Genomic DNA, 16,053 nt, shown 5'->3' on the forward strand with positions numbered 1-16,053 from the left:
TAATCAAATCAGTAAAAAATTAAAAAACACAAACGGAAATATCTGGAATGCTAAAAGACGTTATAGGTAATTCGGAAATCTAATTATTCATCAATCAAAAACTAATCATCATGAGAACTTTACAAAACATACGAAACATATCACGAAATAGTGGTACTCCGCAATATAGCAGATTCGTAAATTATATCACGCAATTCTACGATTATGAAGGAAATATTATTACTGGAAACAAACGGTACACTTACCAAGTTGAACGATAAAACAATAAACTGAATTATGGTATAAATTCCATAATTCAGTTTTATTTTTTATATCCACTAAACTCTACATCTTTTCTAAACCATTCTTCTTTCTCCCAACTATGATCCAATGTTATTTTATAATTAACGATACTGGTAACATCAGCTATCAAATCTTGTTTCATAAATTTTAAATAATGTGGCTTAACAATATATCCACCCCAATAATCAGGTTTAGTAATTTCTTTATTCCTAAATTGAATTCTATATTTTTTCAAACGTTCCTCTAATACGTTTCGAGAAACGATTACTTCGCTTTGATTAGATACCCAAGCACTTAATTTACTTCCTTCTGGACGAGATTCAAAATATCCTTCTGAAATATTTTCTGAAAGCTTCTCTGCCCTACCTAAAATTAATATTTGGCGTTTTGAGTTCACCCAATTAAACAGTAAAGAAACTTTACTGTCATTTGCGATAGCTTTTCCTTTTTCGCTATTGTAGTTTGTAAAAAACAGAAACCCTTCCCAAGTAAATTTTTTAAGCAATACTACCCTACTTTTAGGAAAACCATCCAAACCTTTTGTCGACAATATCATGGCGTTCGTTTCATCTTCGGGATATGATTTATCTACTTCAAAAAACCATTTCTGAAAATGTTCTATTGGATTGTGATCATCAGATCTATGCATCATTGTTTGAGTTTTATCTTTCTTCCGATATAATTGGTTAAAATGGTTACATAAATAATTACAGAAATAGAGCTTAACGGCATTAGTATAGCCGCCACAATAGGAGATAGTTGCCCAGTAACAGCAAAATACAACCCTATAACATTATATAAGAAAGATAAAACAAAACTTGATTTAATGACCTTCATTGTCTTTCTAGAAATTATTAAATATTGTGGAATTTTGTCAAATTGCGAAGCATCTAAAATAGCATCGCAGGCTGGAGAAAAAACATTCACATTCTCGGAAATAGCAATCCCTACATTACTTTGCGCCAAAGCACCTGCATCATTAAGACCATCGCCTATCATAATTACTTTTTGTCCAGATTCTTGTAATGATTTGATATAATCTAATTTATCATCTGGCTTATGATTAAACTTTAATGTCGTTTTTTCTGGAAGTATATTTTTCAAATGTTCTCTTTCTCCTTCGTTATCTCCAGAAAGAATAGATAGTTTATATCCGCTATTAAGAATATCAAAAACATTCTTAATATTCTTTCTGTATTGGTTATGAAAAACATATCTCCCTTTATATTTATCATTCGTACTTATGTGCACATTGGTGTTTTGTGTTTCTGAAAATTGATTATTTCCAACAAAGTTCGAAGAACCTATTTTAATAGTACTTTCAGATATCTTGGCCTCAATTCCTTTTCCTATGTGTTCCTGATATTCATCAAGCGTATAAATATCGTGATCTTCTAGTATTTTATATAATGCTCTACTTAGCGGATGATTAGAAGCTCTTAGGCTATTTTTAAGTAATGATTCTTCTTCAGAAGTTAACTCGACTCCCTGATACTCGATATTACTTTCAGTATTAGTAGTAATAGTTCCAGTTTTATCAAATATTATACTATCCATTTGAGCTAATCGCTCTATTACATCCGCATTCCTTAAATAAAATTTATTTTTTCCAAAAATCCGCAACATATTTCCCAAAGTAAAAGGTCTAGCTAATGCCAATGCACAAGGACAAGCAATAATCAAAACAGCAGTAAAAACATTAATAGCTTTATTGATATCAATAAAGAACCAAAAAAGGGTTGTGATTACGGCAATGCTCAAAATAATAAGTGTGAAATATTTACTAACCGCATCTGTTAGATTAGTAAAACCGATAGACTTATCTTTTTTAAATACATCATTACTCCATAAACTCGTAAGATAACTTTGTTCTATAGTTTTAGTGGCTTCAATTTCTATAGCTCCATACAATTGCTTTCCTCCTGCAAAGAGTTTATCACCTGATACTTTGTCAACCCATTCACTTTCTCCGGTTACAAAACTATAATCGATTCTTGCTCTTCCTTTAATCAATACAGCATCTACAGGTATTAGCTCTTCATTACGTATAAGCAATCGGTCACCTTCTTTGATGTCATACAGCTGAATACCTTCTTCAATATATTTCTTATTGTTTTTAGTACGAACTAATCTTGTAACTGCAATTGGAAAATAGGATTTATAATCTCTTTCAAAAGATAAAAAAGAATAGGTTTTTTGTTGAAAAAATTTACCTAACAATAAGAAAAACACCAACCCAGTCAAACTATCAAAAAAGCCTGTTCCCAAATCAAATATAATTTCAGAGGTGCTTCGAATAAAAAGTACTGCAATACCCAATGCTATAGGCACATCTATATTCAATATTTTAGATTTTAGTCCCTTATATGCAGAAATAAAATAATCCTGAGCTGCATAGAAAACAACAGGTAACGAGAAGGCAAACATTAACCAACGGAATACATGTTTATACTGTTCTAACCAATATTCTGATACCTCAAAATACTCAGGAAAAGATAAAAACATAACATTACCAAATGCAAATCCAGCAATTCCTAACTTATATATCAAACTTCTGATATTATTCTTTTTACCTTCTGAATAATCATCTAAGCTTATATATGGCTCATAACCAATCGAATTAAGAAGTATAATAACTTTTTTTAGCGATGATTTTTCTTTATTAAAGGTGATTCGAACTGTCTTCTTTGGAAAATTGACCTGTGAATTAATAATAGAAGGTTCTAACTTATGTAGATTCTCTAAAACCCAAATACATGAGCTACAATGTATATCAGGAATATAAAGTGTACAAATTGCTGTAGTATCATCACTAAACTCAATTAATTTTTCTGCGATAGAAATAGTATCAAGATAATCATATTTTTTTTCAATCTCTTTAGGAATGTTACCAGGTGCAGATTGTAGATCATAATAACAATCTAAATTATTACTAGAAAAAATATCATATACTGTTTTACATCCATTACAGCAGAATGTTTTCTGATCGTACGTAATTCCTAATGCAGCATCACAATCACTTCCACAATGATAACATGTAGATTCTATCATAAGTATCTAATTTGAAATACAAAAATGAAAAAGACAACAAGTATATAATATGATAAAAATCATAGTTTTAGCTCTAACGAAGATTTAGTTTTGGAATATCACTTTAAAACTACTGATGATGAAACGGATTCTATTACCAACTGATTTTTCTGACAATTCTTGGAATGCTATTGACTACGCTACAGAACTCTTTAAAGATGAAGACTGTATCTTCTTTCTATTAAATGCTTATAGTAAGATTATTTATGAATCAGTGCATATTTCCGATGTACCTCACAAGCGAAGTATTGAAAATACTATAAAAACGAATGCTATAACCAACCTAGAACATATAAAGAAAACTATTAAACACACTACCATCAATGAAAGACATAAATTTAATATCATTGCATCGTTTGGAACGCTAACTGAAGTAATACAAGAGTTTGTGAAATCTAAAAAAATAGATCTTGTCATTATGGGAACAAAAGGTGCATCCGGAACAAAAGAGGTATTTATGGGTAGTAATACTGTTCGTATTATTAATACTATCAAAAATTGTCCTGTTATAGCCGTTCCCGAAAACTTTACCTTTATATCAAAACCATCGGAGATTACATTTGCTACAGATTTCACTCATTTCTATAGCAAAGAAGAGCTTCAACCTATAGTAGAATTAGCAAAATCATTTGACGCAACCATTAGAATAGTTTATATACAACAACAAAAGGGTGTTCTAACAGAAGAACAAAAATTTAATTTAAGAATGCTTCAAAAATACTTTAAAGACATTACCTATTATCAACACACCCTTTCTAAAAGCGACTCAATTTCAAAATCAATACAGGTTTTCTCTGAAGAGCTTGACATTTATCTACTTGCCATGCTAAATTATAAACATAGCTTTATGGACAGACTTACTAGAGAACCTGTAATTAAAAATATGGCATTCCATACGCAAATACCCTTATTGGTAATTCCTGAATTGGGTATTAGTTCTGCCCTTTCTAAGACTATAAAAAGTAATTCTAAACTAGAAGAAATTAAATAGTATTTCAAACTTTCTTAAATAAGAATAATTGGTCATTATTATTACTAATAATGACCAATTATAACAATCAAAGTTGTTGTTTAGATCTTCATATTTTTTATTAGAAAACAACCAAAGCATATTAATTATCAATCAGGATAACTGATCTTTTAAAAGTAAGTAGCTGATAAAAGTCATAGTTTAAAATTCTATTCTTCTCTAGTTTTGAGAAAACAACTAATAATAGTTAGAATAATGAGAAAAATATTAATTCCCACGGATTTTTCAGAAAATGCAATGAATGCAATTAAATATGCAACAGAGCTATTTAAATATGAAAAGAGTGAGTTTTTTATCTTTCATGCCTATGCAGATGAAGTATATGATAGTAATGAGCTAGTTTCTAGAGAAACTTTAGAAAAACTAAAAGAACAGACACACAAAAACTCTGATAACCAGTTAGAAAAAATACTATCTACACTGCTTACGATTTCTCCAAACCCTAGGCATGAATATAAAATCTTATCAATTTTTGGAACACTCGTAGATGAAGCTAATGATCTCGTTGATCGAGAAAATATAGACATCCTTATTATGGGCACCAAAGGTAAAACAGATGATCGTGACATTACATTTGGGAGCAATACATTACAAGTACTTAAATATGTAAAATCTCCTGTATTAGTAATACCAGAAAATTATAAGTATCAACAACCAAAAAACATTCTTTTTCCTACAGATTATATGTTGCCTTATAAAAGACGAGAATTAAAATTACTCAGTACATTGTCTAAAAGTTTTAGATCTTCTATTAATTTTTTATATGTGTCGAAATATAAAAAACTTTCTATTCGACAAGAAGATAATAAAGTCTTTATTCGAGAATGTTTACCAGATGCAGAAATATTCTTTCATACTATTGATGATAAAGATGTAACTACGGCTACAAATCAATTTATTGAAAAAAACGAAATCAACATGTTAGTTATGGTAAACTCTAGACATTCATATCTTGAATGTGTATTACACCAATCCACCATAGATCAGATTGGGTTACATATAAAAATACCATTTCTAACTATGCAAAATTTACAACGAAATTAAATTACAAGAATTATGAAACGGATTCTATTACCAACTGATTTTTCTGATAATGCATATAACGCAATACGATATGCGATGCAATTTTTCAGAAACGAAAAATGCACATTTTACCTCCTTAACACCTTTACACCAGTGTCATATAACATAGGATATCTTATAGAAAATCCAATGCCATATGGTTTGGAAGATATCGCAAGGATGAATTCAGAAAAAGAGATCGAACTTATAGAGACTAAAATAAAAGAAGAATTCAACAACTCAAAACATAGTTTTGAAAGAATTTCTGCCTTTAATATGTTAATTAATGAGATTAAAGATACAGTAGAGCGTTATGATATAGATTTGATCGTAATGGGGACCAAAGGAACAACAGGTGCCAAAGAAATATTTATTGGAACCCATACCATGTATACAATCAAAAATGTAACATGTCCTGTATTAGCAGTGCCTTCGGGTTTCGAGTTTGAAGAACCAAAAGAAATCCTCTTCCCTACAGATTATTACCTTAGTTCAACTAATAAATATCTTTCTTTTATAAAAAACATCTGTGATAATCACACATCAAGACTACATATTCTTAATGCATATTATGGTATCCCATTAGATAAAGATCAGGAAAAGATAAAAGATTTCGTGGATAACTATTTTAAAAACAATGCTCATATTTTTCATATTGCAGATGGCATGGATGTTATAGAAGCGATTGAAGATTTCCAAAAAATGAATATCATAAATATGCTTGTTATGGTACATAATAAACATTCTTTTTTTGAAAACCTTTTGTTTAAACCTGTAATTAATCAAATAGCACATCACACTAACATTCCATTTTTAGTAATCCCTTCAGAAAAAAGAATAGGATCAAATAAAAAAAGTGATCACATCGACATAAAAGGAAAAGAAAAAGAGAACCAAGATATAATCATATAACAAAAAGTCAGAATAGTTAGGTGAATAAGAATACGTTATAGAAAGATGAAAAAAATATTAGTAACAACAGATTTTTCTAACAAAGCTTGGAATGCTCTTGTATATATCCTTGAATTATATAAGAACATTCCTTGCGAACTTCATATTCTTAATACGTATGATCTAAATTCTGCCCAATTAGTTACTACGGTAAGCTCACAAAGAGTTGGTCATTTCTATACATCTATCAAGATAATGTCAGAAGATCGATTAAAAAAAACTCTAGAAGATATTCAAAACACCAAACTCTCTAAAAATCATACATTTCAGACAGTTTCTAAACCTGGTTCATTAACCAAAGTTTTAAGACAAATGACTGCACAGTACAAGTTTGACTTGATTCTAATGGGTTCCAAAAAAGTTTCAAATTCGAAACAATTATTTTTAGGAAGTACTGTAAAAAGAGTTTTAGAAAGTGAATTTAACACCCCTATCCTTATAATTCCTGAAGATGTAATTTTTAAGCCAATTAATAATATAGCATTTGCTACAAATTTCGAAAGGATTTATTATAAATCAGAAATTAATCCAATTATTGATTTAGCCAAACACAATAATGCCACTGTAAAAATGGTCCGTGTTTACGATGGATCAAAACTAAATACAGTACAACATTATAACACCACCACTCTAGAGGGCTTTTTCAGAAATGTGAAATTTGATTTTCACATGATACCAGATTCTTCTAATATAGAAATTGGAATTCAATCTTTCATAGAAGAACAAGAAATAGACCTATTAGCAATGATTACATATAAGCATAATTTTATTGAACGACTAACCAGAGAAGCTGTTATCAAAAAAATAACATTCCACACCAAAATTCCTTTCCTAGTAATTCCCGCAGATCATATCTAACTATAGAGATAATTAATTAGTAATCACCTCCAAAAAGGTACTGTTATTTTATTTCAAATATGAGAATTATCATAGTATTCATAGTGTTTAAAAAATACTTTTATAGTAAATAAACAAAACTAAAAAACAATGAAAAGAATACTTGTTCCCACCGATTTTTCAGACAACGCTTATAGTGCTCTTTTTTATGCTACAAGATTATTCCAGAATCAACCGTGTCAATTTTATATTCTTAATACTTTCGAAGTCAATACACCAGTACTTACTGGTAGAATTGATACAAGCAAAGGAGATGCAACATATCAAAAACTAAGTGCGACATCTATTGACGCTTTAGCAACAACATTTCATTCAATCGTTAGAGATTCGGAAGATCTTAAACATACCTTCGAAACTATCTCTATATCAAAAGATTTAACAGAAACAATTAACAAAACTATCAAAAATAAGGATATTGATTTGGTCGTTATGGGTACAAAAGGAGTTACTGGTGCTGCCTCTCTTTTTATGGGAAGTAATACCGTAAAAGTGGTACAAAAAATAAAACATTGTCCTGTTTTAATTGTTCCTAATGAGTTTGATTTTGATAAACCAATAGAAATTGCATTTCCTACTGATTTTAAACGTTTTTATCTAGAAGCAGAAATAAAGCCATTATTGGATATCGCCTCTTTATTTGATTCCAACATACGTATTTTTCATATCAACGAAGATGAAAATTTAGACGATATACAAGAATATAATTATAATCTATTGAAACGACATCTTTCAAAATTCACCCATAGTATACATTGGATTTCTAAAACTGGACAAAAGACTTCACTAATCAATGAATTCATTGATGAATTTGATATCAACTTGGCTATTATGATTAATTACAAACATAGTTTAATAGAAACCATAACACATGAACCTGTAATTAAAAAAATAGGATTCCATCCATCCATACCTTTTTTGGTAATTCCTGATGCTACCTGATAATTATCATATTTTTTAACTATGATCAATTATATATTTATCTCATTAATCTTTAAAAACCGATCTGATGAAAAAGAAAATTTTATTACCAACGGATTTTTCTAAAAATGCATGGAACGCAATAAGTTACGCAATCGAATTATATAAAAATGAAGAATGTGATTTTTATATTCTTAATGCATTTAATGCTACTGGATATGCTTTAGAAAGTATGATGATTCCTGAACCAGGAGAAAAGATGTATGACGAAGCTAAGGAAAAATCAGAAAAAGGATTAGGAAAAATATTACAACGCCTTTCTTTTAGAGATGAATCTACAAATCATAAGTTTATTATGATTTCTCAATTCAATAGTTTACTAGAAAGTATAAAAGATATAGTAAATAAACAAGATATCGAAATGGTAATCATGGGAACTAAAGGATCCACAAACGCAAGTGATATTATATACGGTAGTAATGCTATTCAGGTCATGGAGAAAATAAGAAACTGTCCAGTGATGACAATTCCTGAAAATACAATCTACAAAGAACCAAAAGAAATCGTGTTTCCTACTGATTACAAGACACAAGTAAAACGTCGAGAATTACAATATCTAATTGAAATTGCAAAAATTAGCAATGCAGCTATACGTTTTTTACACGTTTCTGAAGAAGATACTTTAGATGAAGAGCAAATAAATAATCAAAACTTGTTAAAAGAATATTTTGAACATATACCTCACACATTTCATACGCTACATAATGTAGATGTAAAAGGAGGACTCAGTGCTTTTGTAGAAAGTAGAAATAGTGATCTGATTACTTTTATAAACAGAAAACATTCTTTCTTCGGAAGTATATTTTCCAGACCCTTGGTTAAAAATTTAGGATACTATTCTAAAGTACCAGTATTAGCATTACACGATATTAAAAATTAAATCAAATTGATTATGAAAAACATAGGAATATGGATGGATAAGGAAAAAGCTTATATCATCAACGTAAAAGAAAACAACGAAGAAATGATTACAATTTTTTCGGAAATAGAAGATTACAGAATACATGGAGGTTCTGGAACTAAAATAAAAGGTGGACCTCAAGATGTTGTTCAGGACAGCAAATTCTTAGAACGTGAAAAACATCAATTCAAATCTTATTTTAAAAAGATTATCCCTCTTATTAAAGACTCTGATGCTATTGTAATTTATGGCCCAGCAGAAGCTGGAGAAAAATTCAAAAAAGAATTAGATGAAAATTATTATAGTCTTAGTAAAAAAGTAAAAGCTGTTCTTAAATCAGATAGTTTGACCGAAAACCAAACGAAAGCTTTGATAAGAGATTATTACAAAAATAATAAGTCACATATTCTTAGATAAGTATCCTTCATACTTATCTAAGAATTCTAATGTATTAAACTTTTAAGCTTTTAAATCTATGAAAAATGAAGATTTCAATATCAGAAAATCTTCTGGTAAAAAAGTGAAGTTTTCATTGAGTAAATTAAAGAGTTCACTTAGTAGAAGCGGAGCAGATAACAAAACAATAAAACATATTGTTGACACTGTAAAAGATGAATTATATCAAGGGATTTCTACAAAAGAGATTTACAATAGGGCTTTTTCATTATTAAAGAAGGAAAAAACTGTATTTGCTTCAAAATATAAACTTAAAAAAGCCATCTATGAATTAGGCCCTACTGGATTTCCTTTTGAACGGTTTGTAGCCGCTGTATTAAAATTTTCTGGATATCAGGTTCAAGTAGGACAAATTGTTTCTGGCAAATGCGTTACTCATGAAGTTGATATTATCGCAAAGAAAAACTCGGATTTCATTATAATTGAATGTAAGTTTCATAGTGAAGAAGGGCGTAACTGCAATGTTAAAATTCCATTATATATTTATTCTAGATATCAAGATATCATTGCGCACTTTGGAGACAAAGAAAAAGATCCATTAATTCCTAATCAAGGTTGGGTTGTTACTAATACTAGATTCACAAAAGACGCTATTCAATACGGTAGTTGTATCGGTTTACATTTACTTAGTTGGGATTATCCTAACGGGAATGGCCTTAAAGATCGAGTCGATCGCTTAGGATTATATCCCATTACAGTATCCACAATTCTTACCAATCGCGAAAAACAGTTTTTGCTAAGTAGAGATGTTGTTCTTTATCAACAACTAAAAGGAGATGTATTTTACCTTGACCATTTAGGAATTTCTGAAAACAGAAAACAAAAAATACTAAATGAGATAAAAATGTTATGTGATTTATAAAACATTAATATATGCCATCTATTAAAATTCAATTTCTTGGAGCAGCAGGAACTGTGACTGGATCAAAAATCTATATAGAAACTCCACAAAAAAACATATTAATTGACTGTGGTATGTTTCAAGGCATTAAGGAATTAAGAAAGCTAAACTGGACACAATTACCAATTAAAGCTTCAGAAATTGATATAGTTCTATTAACTCACGGACATCTAGATCATACAGGGTATCTTCCTAGATTAATTCAACAAGGGTTCAATGGTGAAATCATTGGAACAGCACCAACCCTTGCAATTACAGAAATCATTCTGAAGGACAGCGCAAAAATTAATGAAGAAGAAGCAGATAGGGCTAATAGAGAAGGATACTCTAAACATAATCCAACATTACCTTTTTACACCATAAAAGAAGTCGAAAAAACAGTACATCATTTTAAAGCTAGAGAAAAAGACATCTGGTTTTCTTTATCAAAAGATATTGAATTTAGATTTAGATATAACGGACATATTATCGGTGCGTGTTTTATAGAATTACATCTTTTCGGAAAAGATTTCGTTTTCTCAGGTGATATAGGGAGACCAAAAGATCTACTACTTAAGCCTCCTGAAAAACCGGAATGGGCAGATTTTCTTTTTATAGAAAGTACCTATGGTAATAAACTTCATCAAGATCAAGATATTGAAGAGAAACTAATTGGATTAATCAAAGAAACATTATATAAACAAGGAACGTTAATTATACCTTCTTTTGCTGTAGAACGTTTACAAACTTTAATGTACCTTTTGTGGAAGTTATATCAAAAAAATCGAATCCCCAATATCCCAATCTATGTAGATAGCCCGATGGGAAGTAACGTATTATCCGTATTTGAAAAATTTTCGGATTGGCATAAATTATCCAAACAAGATTATAATTCTTTATGTGATCATATCAATATTGTTACATCATACAAAGAAACTTGGGAAGTAATTGATAATCCCAGACCCAAAATTGTAATTGCCGGAAGTGGAATGGTAACTGGGGGCAGAGTATTAACATACCTAAAACAGCTTGTAGATAATACAAATACTTCTATTCTTTTAGCAGGATATCAAGCTGAAGGTACAAGAGGCAGACAATTACAAGATGGAGTTCATGAAATCAAATTATATGGTAAATATTATACTGTAAAAGCAGAAATACATCATATAGAAAGTCTATCAGCTCATGCTGATCAATATGAATTATTAGATTGGGTAAGTAAGATCAAAAACATCCCTGAAAAGGTTTTTCTAATCCACGGAGAGCCATCTGCATCGGAAGCATTTGACACCAAATTAAAACATACTTTAAATTGGAAAACACATATCCCTAAGCTCCATGAGGTCCTAAATATTACTGTTTGAAATATATTAGAAACGTGACCATTATCATTTTTCAGGTTTTAATCATTAGCTAATTTACTACTATAAATATGATATAATAATCATTCTTTTAGTAACCATTAAAAATTAAACTATGACAACTGAAACAAACACAATGAGCAGTGACTTAAAGGATATCCATTTTGATACTCTAGAATGGAAGTCCAGCCTTCAGTTTATAGAAGGAGAACTATTGTTTATCAATCAGCTATTACAATCCTATGTTTTCGAACCAACTACTCCTAATCTTTTTGAACGATTACAGCAGTTTAGACAAGGAATCGAAAATATTGAGAAAGAAATCAGCAAACTGCACCAAAAAATAAGAAAACATGAAAGTGAACTAGGTGGTATGTTGGAATGTGACACTATCTCCTGTGATCATTATTATTTCGATGAGCATAAAGAACTTCGAAATCATTTCTACAATTTTTACAAAAACTTTCGTGCACTAAAATCGGAGGTGTTTCAATATGCAGGAGGAATTCTCAAAAAAAACAAAAATAATTAAATAAGCTGATAATTGTCATTTTATTCAACCTAACAACTAATTACTTTTATTTCAATTAATTAAAACACTAATAATTAAAACCTAAACATTATGTCAATAATTAAATTTAACAAAAACAGATTCCCGTGGTTTAACGACAAAGTTTCCAATTGGATGGATACTGACAACTTTTTTTCCGATGATTTTTTCGTTAAAGATAGAAATCTACCGGCAATGAATGTAAAAGAACGTACGGACGATTTTGAAATTGAGCTTGCAGTTCCTGGGTTTTCAAAAAAAGATATTGAAATAACCTTGGAAGATGATGTGCTACATATTTGTGCAGAAAAACGCAATGAAGAAGTAGAAGAAGATAACGATTACGCCCGTAGAGAATTTAACTATAGTTCCTTTGACCGAAGGTTACAAATGCCTGCTAGCATAGATCAAGACGAAAAGATTAAAGCTACATACAATAACGGAGTTCTTACTCTTAATCTATTAAAAAAAGAAGAGGCAAAAGAATTACCTAAAAAAGTAATCGCCATAGATTAATCTCATTCATAAAGGCGAAGGATAATTATATGTAGTTATTTTTTGCCTTTTAATGTTTTATTATAAAATTAATAATGAAACCACAACCTATAAATACTAAATATATAGAATGGAAAAGTGCAGAAGAATTGCATCAAATTTCCATGAATTGGATTTCTGAACTAAAATTCATCAAAGATGAACTTACATTTTTAACGGATCTTATTATAAATGTTGCTTCACCAATAATCTCAAAAAAGATTTTTGCAAAAAGTAACAAATTAATTAAAGAACTAGATCAGAAGAAAAAAGAACTTAATCCAATATTAAAAAAACTGATTGAACACTGTAATAAGCTCATTATACTAATCGACGGTGTTGATCAGCTAAAGGAAGAAAAAAAATACAAAAAAGAGCATCAAGAAATATCAATAAAAATCAGTAATTATTTTGATAATTATAAAAAAAACAAAAGAGAAACTTTTGATCTTGTTAAGGATCTTATTAAGAAAAAGAAACAAAAGAAATTACTTAATTAGTTTGATAAGCTTTCGATGAAAAAAATGAAAAAAATAGTGTTCACCGTTATAGCTCTTTTAATCGGAGTCTGGGCATGGTATGAATATACATATTCTATGGATACTGTTATTCCTTTTGAGGTAAATAACAAAAATGCTAAAACAAAAATTTTAATAGCATCTCAGGGCAGTAAATTTAAAGATTCAGTAGTTCAAGGAATTTTAAGAAAATACGAAAAAGATACTATTTATTTTAAAGTAATCGATGTATATACACTATTTACAGTAAATATTGAAAAATGGGATGCCTTAATACTTATCAATTCATGGGAATATGGTAGTCCCCCAAAAAATGTAAAAAAGTTTATTAAGAATCATCCGAACGAACTAAATAAACTTATCGTTTTATCAACAGTTGGAAGCAGTAATATTGTTTTAAAAGATGTAGATGTGATTTCTGGAGAATCTATTATTGAAAAAACATCTACATATGTAGAAGTTGTAACGAACCGACTTAATCAAATAATAAAAAAGAAACAATGAATAAAATAGAAACATATATCATTTTGTTAATCTTGGGATTCTTGACAAGCTGCTCATCCAGTGAACTTATAGAAGTTTGGAAAAATCCTGATATTGAAAGTTTTGAGGCTAACAAAGTATTGGTAATAGGCATGACCTCTGATCTTGATGGGAGAAAAGTATTCGAAAAAAAGCTCACTGCAGCACTAAAAAAAAATGGAGTCAAATCAGAGAAAAGCCTTGACTTCTTCCAAAAGTCATTTACCGATTCTCCAAAAACAGAAGAAGACCTAATAACTATGGAAGGTAAGCTTTTAGAAGCGGGCTTTGATGCTATTTTATTATCCAAAGTATTAGCTGTAGAAGATCGATTAACCGTAGTACAAGCTTATCGAAATATGGATAAAGATTTCAGAAATTTCAAAGATGATTACTACAAAAACCAAGATATTTACTACGAAGAAGATTATTATGAAGAGTATGAAATCTATCACGCAGAAACATCTTTGTATTGCATATGCCCTGATAAAGAAAGAGAATTAATTTGGAAAGGATCTATCGACATTACAGAGCCCGAAAACGTAAAAAAGGCTGTTAGTGATTACGTAAAAGTATTGATTTGGGCATTAAAAGGACAGAAATTATTAATTATTGAAGAAGAAATTACCAATGAAAATATTGATCTATAGTGCCAAGGATTTTGAAATACCTTTTCTTGAAAAAGCAAACAAAGATATCCATCAGATAAAATACGCCCCAGAAAGGCTTACTTCCAAAACGGCTATGATGGCTATAGGTTTTGATGTAGTTTCGATTTTTTCCGCGGATGATGCTTCTTCAAAAACACTTCGATTATTAAAAGAATTCGGAGTAAAATATATCACCTTGCGATCTGCTGGTTATGATAACATACACTTAGGAACTGCAAAAAAAATAGGTATTAAGGTAGCCCATACCCCAGATTATTCTCCATACGCAATTGCAGAACATGCTATAGCATTGTTATTAGCATTAAACCGAAAACTAATTTTATCAAATCAACAGTTCAATGATTACAATTTTTCCCTAAGTAATTTAATTGGATTTGATCTTTACAATAAAACAGTTGGTGTTATTGGAACTGGTAGAATTGGAAAAGTAATTGGAAAAATATTACGAGGATTTGGTTGCCATGTAATTGCAACTGATATTTATGAGGACATCAACTTTTCTCAAACAAATAATATCAAATATGTTTCTTTAGAGCATTTATGTAAACAATCTGATGTTATTATGCTAAGTATGCCTCTTAATTCAGAAACTCATTATATGATTAATGCAGACCTAATACATCTAATGAAAAGAGAGGCATATATCATAAATATTTCTAGAGGAGCCGTTGTAAATACTTTAGAACTCATAGAAGCCTTAAAATGGAATAGAATCGCCGCTTATGGATCTGATGTGTATGAATATGAACACGATTTATTTTTTTACGATCACTCTAAAAATAAACCTGATGACTCGTTATTGAAACAATTAATAGATTTACCCAATGTTTTAATAACTCCACATCAAGCATTCGCAACAACCGAAGCATTAACTAACATAGCAGAAACCACCTTTTATAATATTAATTGTTGGGAACAAAATAAAGCTTCTGATAATGAAATCATTCCAGAATTAGTGGGGTAACCTATCTTTAATCAAACCGTATAGAAATGTTCCTAAGATGGAAGCTATGATCACTATTACAATTGGTAAATACCCTGCACCTAACAAAACGAACATTGGTCCTGGACAAGCTCCAGCTAACGCCCAACCTAGACCAAAAATAATCCCTCCTATCATATAACGATAAAAACTTTTTTCTTTTGATAGAATAACTATTTTATCTCCAAAAAAAGATCTCACTTTATATCTTTTAATAAATTGAACGATAACAATACCAAGTCCTACAGCGGATCCTATGATACCATACATATGAAACGATCCAAATTGAAACATTTCATAAATTCTAAACCACGAAGCAGCTTCTGATTTAAACAAAACAATTCCAAAAAAAACACCAATTACTAAATATACAACTGTACGCATATGC

Annotated in this window: 19 protein-coding genes; 16 read left to right on the top strand and 3 right to left on the bottom strand. The window is 29.9% G+C overall.

The annotated features are described in order from the left end of the window. Positions 1-110: 110 nt before the first annotated feature. Positions 111-260 (top strand): hypothetical protein, encoded by a 150-nt coding sequence (locus tag H526_RS32050; protein WP_155839795.1) that lies wholly within the window; start codon positions 111-113, stop codon positions 258-260. A gap of 41 nt (positions 261-301) precedes the next feature. Here H526_RS32050 and pdxH read toward each other — a convergent pair whose 3' ends face one another. Both pdxH and H526_RS0127235 read right to left on the bottom strand, forming a co-directional pair. Beyond that, a complete protein-coding gene (pdxH, locus tag H526_RS30340) occupies positions 302-934 on the bottom strand; it encodes a pyridoxamine 5'-phosphate oxidase (protein WP_051336390.1) in 633 nt (210 codons plus the stop codon). Further along, positions 931-3,333: a heavy metal translocating P-type ATPase gene (locus H526_RS0127235; protein ID WP_027395829.1), complete on the bottom strand. Its 2,403-nt coding sequence runs from the start codon at positions 3,331-3,333 to the stop codon at positions 931-933. Before H526_RS0127235 ends, pdxH begins: the two co-directional genes overlap by 4 nt. A 118-nt stretch (positions 3,334-3,451) precedes the next feature. Here H526_RS0127235 and H526_RS0127240 point away from each other — a divergent pair, with 118 nt between their 5' ends. From H526_RS0127240 to H526_RS0127310, 15 genes are all read left to right on the top strand, one after another. Beyond that, positions 3,452-4,363 (top strand): universal stress protein, encoded by a 912-nt coding sequence (locus H526_RS0127240; protein ID WP_027395830.1) that lies wholly within the window; start codon positions 3,452-3,454, stop codon positions 4,361-4,363. A 234-nt stretch (positions 4,364-4,597) separates the two neighbouring features. After that, positions 4,598-5,446, top strand: a complete 849-nt coding sequence (locus H526_RS0127245) for a universal stress protein (RefSeq protein ID WP_027395831.1) — start codon at positions 4,598-4,600, stop codon at positions 5,444-5,446. Between the two features lie 12 nt (positions 5,447-5,458). Further along, entirely contained in the window at positions 5,459-6,376 is a 918-nt protein-coding gene (locus tag H526_RS30345) for a universal stress protein (protein WP_081415718.1), read from the top strand. A 45-nt stretch (positions 6,377-6,421) separates the two neighbouring features. Beyond that, positions 6,422-7,273 carry a universal stress protein gene (locus tag H526_RS0127255; protein WP_027395832.1) on the top strand — a complete coding sequence of 284 codons (852 nt, stop codon included), beginning with the start codon at positions 6,422-6,424 and terminating at the stop codon, positions 7,271-7,273. A gap of 129 nt (positions 7,274-7,402) precedes the next feature. Next, entirely contained in the window at positions 7,403-8,251 is an 849-nt protein-coding gene (locus H526_RS0127260; RefSeq protein WP_027395833.1) for a universal stress protein, read from the top strand. A gap of 67 nt (positions 8,252-8,318) precedes the next feature. After that, positions 8,319-9,170 carry a universal stress protein gene (locus H526_RS0127265; protein ID WP_027395834.1) on the top strand — a complete coding sequence of 284 codons (852 nt, stop codon included), beginning with the start codon at positions 8,319-8,321 and terminating at the stop codon, positions 9,168-9,170. Between the two features lie 12 nt (positions 9,171-9,182). After that, the gene (locus H526_RS0127270) at positions 9,183-9,608 is read left to right on the top strand and encodes a hypothetical protein (protein WP_027395835.1); all 426 of its coding nucleotides are present in this window, start codon (positions 9,183-9,185) and stop codon (positions 9,606-9,608) included. Positions 9,609-9,666: 58 nt separating this feature from the next. After that, entirely contained in the window at positions 9,667-10,509 is an 843-nt protein-coding gene (locus H526_RS0127275; RefSeq protein WP_027395836.1) for an ATP cone domain-containing protein, read from the top strand. 11 nt (positions 10,510-10,520) lie between these two features. Further along, a complete protein-coding gene (locus H526_RS0127280; protein ID WP_027395837.1) occupies positions 10,521-11,891 on the top strand; it encodes an MBL fold metallo-hydrolase RNA specificity domain-containing protein in 1,371 nt (456 codons plus the stop codon). Positions 11,892-12,003: 112 nt separating this feature from the next. After that, the gene (locus H526_RS0127285; protein ID WP_027395838.1) at positions 12,004-12,420 is read left to right on the top strand and encodes a hypothetical protein; all 417 of its coding nucleotides are present in this window, start codon (positions 12,004-12,006) and stop codon (positions 12,418-12,420) included. Positions 12,421-12,510: 90 nt separating this feature from the next. Next, positions 12,511-12,954: an Hsp20/alpha crystallin family protein gene (locus tag H526_RS0127290; RefSeq protein WP_027395839.1), complete on the top strand. Its 444-nt coding sequence runs from the start codon at positions 12,511-12,513 to the stop codon at positions 12,952-12,954. 74 nt (positions 12,955-13,028) lie between these two features. Continuing rightward, on the top strand, positions 13,029-13,472 hold the full coding sequence (locus H526_RS0127295) for a hypothetical protein (RefSeq protein WP_027395840.1): 444 nt from the start codon (positions 13,029-13,031) through the stop codon (positions 13,470-13,472). A 24-nt stretch (positions 13,473-13,496) separates the two neighbouring features. Then, complete coding sequence (locus H526_RS0127300; RefSeq protein ID WP_035086857.1) at positions 13,497-13,994, top strand: hypothetical protein; 498 nt, start codon at positions 13,497-13,499, stop codon at positions 13,992-13,994. Then, a complete protein-coding gene (locus H526_RS0127305) occupies positions 13,991-14,662 on the top strand; it encodes a hypothetical protein (protein ID WP_027395842.1) in 672 nt (223 codons plus the stop codon). Before H526_RS0127300 ends, H526_RS0127305 begins: the two co-directional genes overlap by 4 nt. Continuing rightward, positions 14,625-15,647 carry a 2-hydroxyacid dehydrogenase gene (locus H526_RS0127310; protein ID WP_342667704.1) on the top strand — a complete coding sequence of 341 codons (1,023 nt, stop codon included), beginning with the start codon at positions 14,625-14,627 and terminating at the stop codon, positions 15,645-15,647. The genes H526_RS0127305 and H526_RS0127310 overlap by 38 nt, the downstream gene beginning before the upstream one ends. Here the strand turns inward: H526_RS0127310 and H526_RS0127315 are convergent. After that, positions 15,636-16,049 (bottom strand): DUF6691 family protein, encoded by a 414-nt coding sequence (locus tag H526_RS0127315; protein ID WP_027395844.1) that lies wholly within the window; start codon positions 16,047-16,049, stop codon positions 15,636-15,638. The two genes, H526_RS0127310 and H526_RS0127315, sit on opposite strands and share 12 nt — an antisense overlap. Between the last annotated feature and the right edge of the window lie 4 nt (positions 16,050-16,053).

This window comes from Aquimarina latercula DSM 2041 (assembly GCF_000430645.1).
GTDB lineage: Bacteria > Bacteroidota > Bacteroidia > Flavobacteriales > Flavobacteriaceae > Aquimarina > Aquimarina latercula.